Below are 12432 nucleotides of genomic sequence, written 5' to 3'. Positions count from 1 at the left end.
GCTTTTTCCGTTCAACCTTTTAATCTTCCACAATTCTGCCGTCCGGCGAAAGAACCGTCACCTGCCAGGGAATCATCTTCCCGCAGTCCCGCAAAGCCCGTTTCACGGCATTTTCTATTCCTCCGCAACACGGTACCTGCATGCGGAGAACGTGAATCTTGCGGATTTTGTTGCTTTTTAGAATCTCAGTCAGCTTTTCCGCGTAATCGCCTTCATCCAGCTTGGGGCAGCCGATCATCACGATATGATCTTTCAAAAAGCGGCGGTGAAAATCGCCATAAGCATAAGCGGTGCAGTCGGCCGCGATTAAAAGATTTGCGTTATCCAGCCAGGGAGCGCGGGTCGGTACCAGCTTAATCTGCACGGGCCACTGGGTCAGCTCGCTTTCCACCGGGTCCAAAGGACCCGCCTGTGAAGACTGCGGATTTTCCTGTACGGCAGGCCGGCGAAGAGTTCTGGCCATACTGCCCGGACAGCCGCCGATAGCCGCGGGCAAACCCGATTTTGCCTCTATCACCGCGGCTTCGTTAAACGAGGGCGCTTCCCGCTCTTCAAACGTAATTGCACCTGCCGGGCAGGCCGGAAGGCAGTTGCCCAGACCGTCGCAGTAATCTTCCCTGACTAGCCGTGCTTTGCCGCCAACCATGGCGATGGCTCCCTCCTGGCAGGCCTGGGCGCAAAGCCCGCAGCCGTTGCACAGTTCTTCCTTAATTTTAATTATTTTCCGAATCATGGTCCTATCCTCCGGTATCATTTGATTTGATAGCCCCATTATACCGGATTCTCAGAGTCAAGTCCGTTGTATTTCCAACGAGCTAGAACAATTCAGGCTCTTTCCTAGCCGTCAGGCCGACTTCCATTTCTGTTTTATGTCTCAGAAAATCGGGGTCGTCGAAATATTTTGCACCAACCGGGCATTTTTTAATACACGCGCCGCATTTAATGCAGATTCCCGTCAGGACGGACGGATCGTCCGCGCTGATGGAACCCATTGGGCACACGTTCACGCAGGTCATGCAGTGCGTACAGTTTTCTTTTGTTTTTGGTTTCACCTTCCGAATATCCACCGGATTCTTCTGCTCATCTTTCGGCTTGTAATAGCTGCGATACGGTGTGTTCCCTTTCACCTCAACCGAAGCCGTCATGCCGAATTCTATTTTTTGAGAAATCAGATCCGCGAATTTGTCCGCCAGCGCCAAATCCTTTTCATCCGGCCGGCCCTTTGCCAGGACGCGGGAAAAGGAGTGCTCACCGATGAATGCCCCGCCCGCGATCACGTGAAAGCCGTCCTCCGACAACAGGTCGCGCAGTTCAATCAGCGCGTCCTCATAGTCCCTGTTCCCGTACAGCACGATCGCCGCGGCCAGCGCGCCGTTTCCGCGGATTGATTTTATGTATTTGAGCAGTACGTTCGGAACCCTTCCCGCATAGACCGGAACGCCCGCGATCACCAGGTCGTTTTCCCCAAAAGAACAGCTTTTTTCCCTTTCCGGCGGAAGCGTGAAATCCACACGGTTTACTGTGGAATCCCCGATTTCTCCGTTCAGTTTTTCGGCAACCCTGTGAACGATTTTCTCCGTTGTCCCAGTTGCGCTGAAATAAAGCATATGAATATGATATCCCATTTAACTTCCTCCTGCAAATCAGATTCCGGGTCGTTACCGCGTTTTCCCTAAGCGGCAAATTTTCGACCGATTTTTAGATTCAAAGATTCTTTTATCCTACAGGATTTTTCCGGAAAAAGCAATCACATTCCGGGCATTTAACCAAAATAACCGATAGAAAAACCGCACGCCTGCAAACTGCAGGCACGCGGCTTCTCTACCGGGCTGTCTTATTTAATGGTGATGACACATATTTTCTTCGCATCCTGATTGAGAGCCGAGGCGTAGATACCGGTTTGCTGACCGGAAGCCCCGGTCCCGACAACCTTAAAGAAAAAGTCGTTTCCAACGCGTTTCACAAAATATGTCTGAATGACCCCGGACGAGCCGGACCCAAAATTGACGGACGACGCTCCCGGCGCCGTAATCTTAAACTGATATCCGGCCCCCGCGGCAAGGCTGAAATCATTGTTGGTGTCTGATTTCAGTTGAATCCGGCCAACCGTCACAACGCAGATTTTTTTCGCATCCTGTCCCTTTACAGAAGCGTAAATGCCGGTCTGCTCACCCGGTTTTCCGACTGCGGTAATTTTGTAATAAAAATCATTGCCGACACGCCTTACAAAAACAGGCGCAACCACCTTGGAAGACCCCGCGTTAAACTGAATGGACTTAACGCCGGGCGCGGTGATTTTAAACTGGTAGCCGGCTCCCGCCGCAAGCTCGAAATCATCGTTTGTGTCTGAGGTAATCTTCACGGGAGCGACCGTAACGGCACAGACTTTCAGCGGCACGCGGCCCGGAGCAGACATGTAAAATCCGGCGCCCTGCCCGGCGTCGCCGGTCGCGGTAATTTTATATAGCGTTTCGTTGCCGGAGGTGCTGAGTTTTGACACAGAGAACACGCCGGAAGAAGCGGCATAAAATCCGGTCGCCCCGGTAATGCAGAATACATAGCTGGAACCTTTCGCAAGAGAGAAATCATTGTTGGTATCGGATTTCAAAACGATGCCGACCGGTTCCGTCACTGTGACTTTGCCCGCGTTAACGGTATCGCCATCCTCTCCGGTATCCGGAAAAGAAACCAGAAAATTCGCACTTGCGCCGACAGCGCCGGTCGCGGCGACCGTACAATAATAGTCGATACCGTCCTTGCGCACGGACTGCACGGAAATCGCCCCGTCCTGATCCGGCGCAAACGACGGCGTCCCGCCGCCCATGATGGAAAATTTATAGGTGTATGTTTTTCCGCGCTCAACGGAAATTTCCTTCGGCGCATCAAAAGAAACGGAGGGCTTACTGTCGTAATTCACGGTAACCGCAAAGCCGGCGGTTTCTCCGTTCAGAGTCGCCTGTATTAAAGAAGTGCCTTCATGATCGGCATCCATGACATATTCATATCCGCCTTCCACCTTGCCCACCGGGGTAATCGACACGTTGTCGTTGCCTGCCGTCACTTCCGGAGCGGCAGCGGAGGTTGTGCGGACGACAAAATGATAGGTGTCAAAAAGGCTGCAGACATAAGTGGATTTCGTATCCATACTGAGGTTGCTGTTTTCCGCAATCGTAACATCGCACAGCTTTTTAGGAATAACATAATCGGAACTGCCAAGGGAAAGCGTACCCGTCGCTCCGTCGTTTCCCGTTGCGTCGACCCGATAGAAAAAGTCGTCGCCGTCGGAGCCTTCCAGCGTAACATTAAAGTCATCCGGCTGATCGGTCACAAGGGTCGGATAAGTAAAGGTATCCGCATCCAGATTTTCATAATGAATCTTTATGTAGCGGCTGTTTCCGGAGGGAAGAGTAAAATCTTCTGTCTGGTCCGCTTCGGCAGTGTAATTCCATTCATAACCGGTGTCCTCAACCGTAATGGTTTTGGCAACCGTCGTTCCGTCGGAAGCGGTCAGGGTCACGGTCGCTTCCCCCTCTTCCCATCCTTCCAGAACCAGCGTGTAGTAGCCGGAGTTTCCCGATTCTGCTTGCAGAGAGGCCTTCAAAACGGATTCGTCGCTGGACGCAGCCTCCAGTTGAACTTCCGGCTGGTCAATTTCAATTTCATAAGAAGTTCTGCTGTATTTTTCGACTGTTGTCACCGAATCAAAACCATTGAGTGAAATAACCGATGACGCGGTTTCTTCCGCAAACGCCAAATTTCCTGTAAATACGGAAAAAATCAGCGTCAGAGCCAAAACCATGCTTAGAATACGATACTGCTTTTTCAATTTTCATTCCCTTTCTGCTGTTAAGTTCGGACCCGATTTTTGGGAATTCAGGTCAGTGCTACTATTTTATAAGCCAAAAAGAGGCAGGAAATAGCAGAAAGGAATATTGCTTAAATTTAATTATTTTGGAGAATTATAGTAATTTTTCTTCCTGAATGCAAGAAAAATTTTTGGCAAACATCCGCTTTTCTGGTAATCCCAATCAATGTTTTCCAGATCTTTTCAATTTCTTGTGAAAAGCACGGAAGAAGCTCCGTCATTCAGTCCAGCCAAATTTCATCCATCATCTTTTGAATCTTCTCACGTCTTGCGACGGTTCGTTCACGATTGATTTTAACCCCCAGATCCAGCACATCCCCCTCCTGCGCCTCCTCGGGCAGAAGATTTTTGGGAAATGAAATCAGCCGTCCGTCCTCAAATTCAAGGATGCACTGATCTTTTTCAAACCGTTCAATCACCGCTTCCATCTTGCTCCCCTTTCTCAAGCTGCGGGCCGCATGGACGCATCCGCTTCTTCCATGCCGGGCACATGCTCCTCAACCGTTATATTGTTCCCGTCGGACTGAATTTTTATGGTTCCGTCCTCGTCGGTACGGTAAATTTCAGCGCCGATTCGCCGTAGCTTTTTCAGTGTCGATTCCGCCGGATGACCATATGAATTATCTTTTCCGACCTCGATCACCGCATATCGCGGTGAGACCCGTTTTAAAAAGGCCTCTGTTGAAGCCGTATCGCTGCCATGGTGCCCTACCTTCAGCACGTCCGCATGGACATCGGCCGTTATCTCCTTTTCCGACTGCGCGCCGGCGTCGCCCATAAAAAGGAAAGACGTGTTATCATAAGACAGCTTAATCACGGCGGAATACTGATTCAGATCGTTGTACCCGCTTCCGACCGGCGCGACGAGTACGGCTTTCAGATCTCCGCGGTCCAACAGGGTAACACCGGCCCGGGCAGTCTGGATTTGCAGCCCCTTCTTTTGAATGGAAGACAGCAAATTCTCAAAAGTTCTGCTTGTCGCTGACACCTTTGGCATATAAACGGAACCAATATCAATGGACTGAACCACCTGCGGCATTCCGCCGATATGATCCGCGTGAGGATGCGTCGCCACCAGATAATCGATTTTTTTAATCGACTGCGTGTCTAAAAAGCGGGCAATCTGGCCTCCGTTTTCCGGGTTACCGGCATCAATGAGCATACTGCGCCCGTCCGGCAACTCAATGAATTCGGAATCCCCCTGCCCGACGTCAAGGTAGTACACCGTCAGCTGGTTACGCCGTTCCGGCGAGTTTGACGGAGTAAGGCTAGCCGTCCCACGCTTCTGCGGCTGCATGGAAACTACCGCCGCAACAGCAAGGATAATCAAAATCATTAAAGGCCAGAATGGTCGCTGTTTCATTCTTCTCATGGAATCCTCTCTTTATGTTTCAGATTTACGCATACTTATTTATCATACCTTCGGTCCCAATCTTTGGCAAGATCAATTTTAAAGTAACAGCTTCGAAAAAAAAGCATTTCCACAAAAAGATCGCGTCGAACGGCAACAACTCCGCCAAATAAAAAGAGCGGACTTCTTTCCATATTAATATTCAGAGTTAAATTAAACGGATAAAATGAAATATTTCAATTGTTTTTAGCGATTTAAATTGATATACTTAAAAAAGTTTAAACCCGTCGATAATTTTACTTTTGCAGGGAACAAACGGGTTCTTAGGGAGGAAACGGTTTATGGAAAGTACTTTAAAAAAAAAGTACGGCTTGTTGACAGCCATTGCAATGGTCGTTGGAATTGTGATTGGAAGCGGTGTATTTTTTAAAGCGGAGGCGGTTCTGAAGGCAACGGGAGGCAATATGCCGATGGGAATCGCCGCATGGCTGATTGTGGGTTTCATTATGATCGTCTGCTCCTATACATTTGCAACCATGGCCACAAAGTACGAAAAGGTAAACGGCATTGTCGACTACGCGGAAATGACGGTCGGAAGAAGATACGGCTATTACGTCGGATGGTTCATGGCTGTGATTTATAATCCGACCCTGACTTCCGTGCTGGCATGGGTTTCCGCCCGGTTTACCTGCGTATTGCTGGGCTGGGATATTACAGGGGGACCCTGCATGACGATCACCTGCTTCTATCTGGTCGGCAGTTATGCCCTGAACGCACTGTCCCCTGTTCTCGCAGGTAAATTTCAGGTTACAACCACGGTCATCAAGCTCATTCCGCTGCTCTTAATGTCGGTTGCCGGCACTTTGATCGGTCTTTCTAACGGCATGACGGTGCGGAATTTCACACAGGCTGCGGAAAGCGGCTCCAGCACCGGCGGGGGCTTGTTCGCATCCGTTGTTGCGGTTGCATTCGCATATGAAGGCTGGATTATTGCGACATCGATTAACTCGGAACTGAAAGATTCCAAAAAAAATCTGCCGAGAGCTCTGATCTGGGGTTCGCTGATTGTCGTCGCCGTCTATGTTTTTTATTACATCGGCCTCGCGGGAGTTGTACCGACGGAAATATTGATGAAAAACGGTCAGGCCGGAGCAGAACTTGCTTTCCGGAAAATCTTCGGGCCGGTCGGCGGATCCCTGATTTTTGTTTTTGTCATCATATCCTGTCTCGGAACCCTGAACGGCCTGATGCTCGGATGCACCAGAGGCATGTATTCTCTGGCGGTCCGCGGTTCCGGTCCCATGCCGAAAGTATTCAGTCAAGTGGATCCTGTGACTAACATGCCCGGCAACTCCTCGGTCTTGGGTCTTTTGCTGTGCGGTGTCTGGCTGCTTTATTTCTTTGGTGCCGTTCTTCAGACAAGGCCTTGGTTCGGGCCATTCTGCTTTGATACCTCGGAACTACCAATCATCACTCTGTATGCCGGCTATATCCCCATTTTTCTGCTTCTTCTCATGAAAGGAAAAGAGCTGAATGTATTTAATCGGTTTGTCATGCCGACGTTTGCTATTTTGGGCTGCGTGTTCATGATGATCGCGGCATGTATCGCACATGGAGTGTCGGTCGTTTACTATTTAATGATATTCGGAGTAATCATGTGTATTGGAATCCCGTTTGACCCTTATAGAAAAAAGCTCAGATAAGGCAAGTCAAACGGGAGATAATATTTTTACAGGTTCAGCTTCTCTGGCCGTATCCTCTTTGCGGAAGGTCAAAAGAAATCAATGAACAAGCGATTTAGTTAAAGATAAATGCTAAAATTCATGATACGAAAATTGCCGCGCGTCCCAGACTCTAACGATATCCCCATTTGAAGTTTTTACATCGTAAGCGGTCAATTGAATTTCAACGTTTCCAGCCGGATACACGTATGTCCTCTTCATATCTTCATCCTGTTGTAATTTAAAATCCTCTAATTTATATTTTTTCTCAGAAAGATAGGTCAAAAATACATTTTGTGGATCCAAATCTCCTGTATGATGCCCTTGGGATAATTCGATAATATATTGGCTATTAAATTTTTCCGGTAAATTCATATTGTGGTTATTATTTTGAAAAGAAGCTGCAAAAACTGTTGTTACCCCAATCACTAAACAAATAGCACCAACTATACAAAAAGATGAAGTTCTTTTAAATTTCATAATTGACACAATCCTTTCTTCAATTGCATTTTTACCAAAATTGTTTACTAGAGGGGTAAGATGGCTTTTCTTTTCTTCTAACCCAATTAATGTTAGTGCATAAGCAGATTTTGTTGTTTCTCCAAATGTCCGCACAACTGTTTCGTCACAAGAAAGCTCAATATCCCGATTTGCCAGTACATACATCAACCACACAAAGGGGTTGAACCAATGAATGCATAACGAGATTGCAAATAGGAGTTTTATCAATATATCCAAGCACCGGATATGAACAAACTCATGCATAAGGATATAGCGCAGCGGGGCTTCATCTGTCCAATCGGTTCGCTTTGGGAAGAGTATAACCGGGCGAAATATTCCATAGGTCAATGGAGACACAATCTTGTCTGACTGCCGGATTTGAACGTTTCTTCTCGTTGGGTGATCCCGCTTCCAACACTTCACGAACGCATTATCAACCGGAAGCGCGGTCTGATATTCTTTCCTGCAGCGAAGATGTGTTATAAGAAAAAACAAGGCGCAGACAATCAGGCCGATCAGCCAGATTACCAATATGGGGGATATATTCTTATACACCGTTTCCGGCAATGCGGAAGTATTTCCTGTGAAGACCGCATGATTGGCGATAACAGTTATCCCGGTCAGTGGACCCCTTTCTCAAAAGAGTCGATTCTTAGCATGTCTGCAACGGTAAAAACGCTGAACCTTGGCGGAAGGGAAAATGGGATTAACAGGCGGCACAGGGCCATTCCCCACAGCGCAAGGAAGGTCTTTTTCGGCAGACTGTGCAGCAGCAGCGCACGAATGACCACAATAACCAGAATAAGAATGGAAGCTGAAAGGCTCATTTCCAACAGGTTCATAAACGGCCCCCTGATTCCAGGCTGTTGACAAGCTGCTTCAGCTTTTCAATTTCTTCCGGGGACAGGTTTTTGCGCCCTAAAATGGAAGCCACTAACTGATCGGCGGCGCCATCATACATTTTGTTAATTAGTTCCGTTGTTTCAAGCTCTCGCGCCTGTCCGATGCTCACAAGGGGATGGCATAAGAAATTTGGTTCCATACGCTCAACGGTCCCCTTATGGATACATCTACTGATGAGGGTATAGGTTGTGGTCTTGCTCCATCCGACTTGCTCTTTCAGGATTTCAGCCATCCGTTTTGCGGTGGTATCTCCATTTTTCCAAAGAACATCCATTATTTTCAGTTCTGAATCAAATAATTTTTGCATTAACTAGCCTCTTTTTATAGATATTCTACTATAGTAGAATGAATACGCTATTATGCTACTACAGTAGAACGCCTTTGTCAACGGCTAACAGGCTCCATGAGATAAAAATTGCTTGAAGACATTTCCTTTGCATTTCCATCGACATCACGGTTATAAACGGGTTCTCAGATTCACCTAAGAATTCTGAGAAAAATCAGCATCAGGATGTTCGTCGATTTTCTTCCAAAGGCATTCAAGCTGTTTCAGTCAGGTGATATTACAGATTAATAAAGCTGATTATTTGCCGCCTTAATTGGAGCTGCTGTGGAAGTGCCCTACAAAGCTCTAAAAAATGATTTAAAAAGGTTGACAAGTGCAGAATCGTATGATAAGATATACAAGCTGAGTCGCGAGAGTGGCGAAATTGGCAGACGCGCAAGATTCAGGTTCTTGTGAACCATTCAACGTTCATGCGGGTTCAAGTCCCGCCTCTCGCACCATGCCGAGTGTTCTTATAGTATTTGAAAGTGCTGTAAGGACACTCGGTTTTTTATATGCTTATCCTGCCATCTGCGCTTGGGAGTAGCTTACGGCTACTCCTTTTCTTGTCTGTATCAGAACATCCGGTTCCGGCAGGGATGAGATATCCGGTATCTCAATGGAGCCGATACAATTATAATGAATGGTCAGCTTCTGGACGTATACGCCGTTCACCTTTTCGGCCTGATGAACTTCAATGTGGTCGATCAGCTCATTCAGCATACGCGGCGTGAGCTTTCTGGCTCTGGTATATTTACGCACAGTGGCAATAAACATATCCGTGCCCACAGATTGACGGCTTTCTTTATCAAGCTCGGCCCTCAGCGTTTTTATCCGCCCTGCTAATCCGCTCTGCTCATCTTCATACTGCTTGGTCATTTTTGAAAACCGCTCGTCGGAAATTTTCCCGGCCACATTGTCCTCATACATTCGATCAAACAGTCGGTCAATCTCTTTATCGCGGGCCAACAGAGAATTACATTCCTTTTGCTTTTTCTGCCGATCAAGCTCCAACGTTTGTTGGGAATGCCCCATAACCGCTTTGACGAATTCATCCTCATATTTGTTCGCAAATTTTGTGAGCCTGCGGATTTCCCCCAGCACGACCTGTTCCAGAAAGTCAACACGGATATAATGGGTAGAAGTGCAAGTACCCCGATTACCCTTGTAATTGGAACAATTGAAATACTTGATATCCGGGTTGCCCTGATTGAAGTGATAATGCAGATTGTGTCCGCAGTCGGCACAGACTAGTAAACCGGAGAACATATTGGTTTCCCCTTCATTTGTTTTCCGCTTACGGATTTTACCCCGTTTCTGCTGCACCTTCTCCCATGTGGCGCGATCAACGACCGGATCATGCACATCCTTAAAGATAACCCAATTGTCATGATCGTTCTCGATTCGCTTCTTATTCTTATAGGATTTGCTGTACGTCTTGAAATTGAGAACGTCCCCGCAATACTCCTGTAAGGAAAGAATCTTCGTGATGGTCGAACTGTTCCATTTTGTAGGCGGCGCATCTTTATGCTTGCCAGGGCGGTTAACGCCTCGTGTTTGCCAATAAGATATTGGAGTCAGGATACTGTCCCTTTCCAGTGCGGCGGCGATCTGCTCCGGTCCAAAGCCGTCCAGCGTCATCTGATAAATCCGGCGAACTACGGTGGCGGCTTCCTCATCCACAATCCAGCGCTTTGGATTATCCGGGTCCTTGATGTAACCGTAAGGCGGCTGTCCCATCGGTTCCCCGGCATTTCCCTTGATTTTATTGCTGATGCGCCGTTTCTTGCTGATATCACGGGCATACCATTCGTTGAACAGATTGCGGATCGGTGTCAGTTCATTTTCTCCCTCGGCGGTATCCACGTTGTCGGAAACCGCGACAAGCCTGATGTCATGATCGGGGAGAAATTCCTCCGTGAGTTTTCCAACCTCAATGTAGTTTCTGCCCAAGCGCGACATATCTTTTACGAAAACAGCCGCTGCATGGCCTTCCTCAAGTTCTTGAATCATCGCCACAAAACCGGGTCGCTCCATTGTAACACCGGAAATGCCATCGTCCGAGAAGTGGATAAGGTTGGTATATCCCTTTTCTTTGGCAACCTTTATTAAAAGTTTTTTCTGATTGCTTATGCTGTAGCTTTCACCCTCAAGGTTGTCATCGCGTGACAGCCGCTCATAAAGGAAGGCTGTGTCTTCTCGGTTTTTTCTCCTATTTGACTGTTTCATAAATTCTCCTTTCCGGCAGTCAAATAAGCAGTATTTACAGTGAAAGGTATACCATATTGACCGCCGATTGTCACGCTTGCCGCATTGGCACTTATTATCAAAGCCGATCTGCGTCGGCCCTCATCAGTCGTATTAAAATGGTTCCCAGCGTGTCATGCCCTTCTGTCTGAAAAACAGGCTCAACAATGAAAGTCTTGCCATCTACCTTATAGGTAGATGTTTGATCTAGACGATTGCGCCCCGAAGTTCCGGGCGGTATATTGCTGTTGTAAGCAGTAGCTTTCGTTTTTTTCACCGTTATGCCTCCGTCTAAATAAAGACAGCCGCGCCGCATATTTCGTATTTGCATTGCCATCGTGGGCAATGCGGAGCAATTACGGCGCGGCTGTACCTTTGTTTCGATTGCTTTTTTGTGTTTACAGACATTCCGGACGAACAGGCGGCGTACCTGTTACCATAGGAATCGCACCTCCCCCCATGCTGATGGCGGGCCGTTCTCATTGCCTGCGACGGTTTTATCACGCTCGGACTGTGACTGAACGGAAGTTTCATTACATACAGATGATTGCCACAGAGCTGCCCTGCGTCTGAAAGACGCTGCTCTGCCTGCGGTGATTGTGTTCTTCGCTCCCTTCCCGTTACGCTGATATCCAATCACCCTCTCCCGCGTAAGGAAAGATCGTGGCGCACCCGCCGCCCGGCTCCCTGCATGCCGCTGCTCGCGGTATGTATCCGGCTTGTCCCTTATAAAATTTTCAAGGTTCAGTGAAGGATAAAAACCTATCCCTCATAAACCTTTTCATTTTTGAGGCTGATTCGGGGGTCAGACAAAGTGTTTTAAGTATTTTTCCATATTTCTCAGTCCGGATGTAATAGATTCGCGAACCGTACACTCATTAACGTGCTCTGTCTTGGCAATGGCGCTTTTGCTCATCCCCAAGAAGTAATAGGCATAGATGCGTTTGGCCTGCTTGTCCGGCAGAGCGGCGATGGCGGCATGAAGCTGCTCGACCGTCACTTTGCGCTCATAGATCTCGCAGGGGGACAGGGATACGAACAGGATGTCATGCTCAATGCCATCGCCGCGATCCAGAGAGTAATACGCCTTGTGACGGTATCTCCGCAAATAGTAGGCAGCTTCGGCGTGTTCATAAGAATCCATGAGCGCCGCAACCTCGTCCGGCACCTCAATGATGCAGTCGGTGGTATAGAAATCGGGATAGTATTTCCGTAGATTGATTTTGACCATTTTATATTCCTCCGTTTCGATTTTTGGGTTGGGGCAAATCGAAACAAAGGAAGGTGGGGACCGGCAACAGTAAAAAATATGACGCACAGGGCCGACGCGGACTCCGGGCCAAGTTGGCTCGAAGTGAGGGGGCTTGTCCTCTGATACCGAAACAAGAAATAAAAAAGCACCTATGCAGGAAAAGTCCCGCAAGGTGTTAAATGTAAAATGGGCACAGTATTCGCCCGTGAATTTAATGGAATTTTTGAAATTACGAAGGATTAGGCTGTCAGCTAAACCAAACCGTTA

General features: G+C 47.9%; 12 protein-coding genes and 1 tRNA gene. 2 read left to right on the top strand and 11 right to left on the bottom strand.

From position 1 onward, the window contains the following. Positions 1–19: 19 nt before the first annotated feature. From CAFE_RS10975 to CAFE_RS10955, 5 genes are all read right to left on the bottom strand, one after another. Positions 20–733 carry an ATP-binding protein gene (locus CAFE_RS10975; protein ID WP_066644369.1) on the bottom strand — a complete coding sequence of 238 codons (714 nt, stop codon included), beginning with the start codon at positions 731–733 and terminating at the stop codon, positions 20–22. Between the two features lie 82 nt (positions 734–815). After that, positions 816–1625 (bottom strand): EFR1 family ferrodoxin, encoded by an 810-nt coding sequence (locus CAFE_RS10970; RefSeq protein WP_066644367.1) that lies wholly within the window; start codon positions 1623–1625, stop codon positions 816–818. 209 nt (positions 1626–1834) lie between these two features. After that, positions 1835–3826: a hypothetical protein gene (locus CAFE_RS10965; protein WP_156990679.1), complete on the bottom strand. Its 1992-nt coding sequence runs from the start codon at positions 3824–3826 to the stop codon at positions 1835–1837. Between the two features lie 260 nt (positions 3827–4086). Then, positions 4087–4293: a DUF3006 domain-containing protein gene (locus CAFE_RS10960; protein WP_066644363.1), complete on the bottom strand. Its 207-nt coding sequence runs from the start codon at positions 4291–4293 to the stop codon at positions 4087–4089. A 14-nt stretch (positions 4294–4307) separates the two neighbouring features. Next, positions 4308–5228 (bottom strand): ComEC/Rec2 family competence protein, encoded by a 921-nt coding sequence (locus tag CAFE_RS10955; RefSeq protein ID WP_066644443.1) that lies wholly within the window; start codon positions 5226–5228, stop codon positions 4308–4310. 329 nt (positions 5229–5557) lie between these two features. On the opposite strand from CAFE_RS10955, the gene CAFE_RS10950 reads away from it, so the two are divergent. Further along, entirely contained in the window at positions 5558–6919 is a 1362-nt protein-coding gene (locus tag CAFE_RS10950) for an APC family permease (protein ID WP_156990677.1), read from the top strand. Positions 6920–7030: 111 nt separating this feature from the next. Here CAFE_RS10950 and CAFE_RS10945 read toward each other — a convergent pair whose 3' ends face one another. From CAFE_RS10945 to CAFE_RS10935, 3 genes are read right to left on the bottom strand one after another with little or no spacing between them, the layout of a single operon-like run. Beyond that, a complete protein-coding gene (locus CAFE_RS10945) occupies positions 7031–8044 on the bottom strand; it encodes a M56 family metallopeptidase (RefSeq protein ID WP_330593956.1) in 1014 nt (337 codons plus the stop codon). Between the two features lie 14 nt (positions 8045–8058). Further along, complete coding sequence (locus CAFE_RS10940) at positions 8059–8280, bottom strand: hypothetical protein (protein WP_156990675.1); 222 nt, start codon at positions 8278–8280, stop codon at positions 8059–8061. Next, entirely contained in the window at positions 8277–8648 is a 372-nt protein-coding gene (locus CAFE_RS10935; protein ID WP_066644354.1) for a BlaI/MecI/CopY family transcriptional regulator, read from the bottom strand. The genes CAFE_RS10940 and CAFE_RS10935 overlap by 4 nt, the downstream gene beginning before the upstream one ends. A gap of 388 nt (positions 8649–9036) precedes the next feature. Here CAFE_RS10935 and CAFE_RS10930 point away from each other — a divergent pair. Continuing rightward, positions 9037–9127: transfer RNA gene (locus tag CAFE_RS10930), tRNA-Leu, on the top strand. A 58-nt stretch (positions 9128–9185) separates the two neighbouring features. Here the strand turns inward: CAFE_RS10930 and CAFE_RS10925 are convergent. The 3 genes from CAFE_RS10925 to CAFE_RS10915 form a co-directional block, all read right to left on the bottom strand. Beyond that, positions 9186–10895 (bottom strand): recombinase family protein, encoded by a 1710-nt coding sequence (locus CAFE_RS10925; RefSeq protein ID WP_156990674.1) that lies wholly within the window; start codon positions 10893–10895, stop codon positions 9186–9188. Positions 10896–10992: 97 nt separating this feature from the next. After that, on the bottom strand, positions 10993–11190 hold the full coding sequence (locus CAFE_RS10920) for a hypothetical protein (RefSeq protein ID WP_156990673.1): 198 nt from the start codon (positions 11188–11190) through the stop codon (positions 10993–10995). 528 nt (positions 11191–11718) lie between these two features. Further along, entirely contained in the window at positions 11719–12144 is a 426-nt protein-coding gene (locus CAFE_RS10915; RefSeq protein ID WP_156990672.1) for a sigma-70 family RNA polymerase sigma factor, read from the bottom strand. Positions 12145–12432 lie beyond the last annotated feature (288 nt).

The organism is Caproicibacter fermentans (genome assembly GCF_009746625.1).
Taxonomy (GTDB): domain Bacteria; phylum Bacillota; class Clostridia; order Oscillospirales; family Acutalibacteraceae; genus Caproicibacter; species Caproicibacter fermentans.
Note: the sequence above shows the minus strand (reverse complement) of the source record. Positions and strands in the feature narration are given on the sequence as shown.

Bases quoted from the DNA above. Each gene is read 5' to 3' on its own strand.
- CAFE_RS10935 (WP_066644354.1), bottom strand. From the start codon at position 8,648: ATGCAAAAATTATTTGATTCAGAACTGAAAATAATGGATGTTCTTTGG.
- CAFE_RS10950 (WP_156990677.1), top strand. From the start codon at position 5,558: ATGGAAAGTACTTTAAAAAAAAAGTACGGCTTGTTGACAGCCATTGCA.
- CAFE_RS10940 (WP_156990675.1), bottom strand. From the start codon at position 8,280: ATGAACCTGTTGGAAATGAGCCTTTCAGCTTCCATTCTTATTCTGGTT.
- CAFE_RS10960 (WP_066644363.1), bottom strand. From the start codon at position 4,293: ATGGAAGCGGTGATTGAACGGTTTGAAAAAGATCAGTGCATCCTTGAA.
- CAFE_RS10915 (WP_156990672.1), bottom strand. From the start codon at position 12,144: ATGGTCAAAATCAATCTACGGAAATACTATCCCGATTTCTATACCACC.
- CAFE_RS10970 (WP_066644367.1), bottom strand. From the start codon at position 1,625: ATGGGATATCATATTCATATGCTTTATTTCAGCGCAACTGGGACAACG.
- CAFE_RS10925 (WP_156990674.1), bottom strand. From the start codon at position 10,895: ATGAAACAGTCAAATAGGAGAAAAAACCGAGAAGACACAGCCTTCCTT.
- CAFE_RS10955 (WP_066644443.1), bottom strand. From the start codon at position 5,228: ATGAAACAGCGACCATTCTGGCCTTTAATGATTTTGATTATCCTTGCT.
- CAFE_RS10975 (WP_066644369.1), bottom strand. From the start codon at position 733: ATGATTCGGAAAATAATTAAAATTAAGGAAGAACTGTGCAACGGCTGC.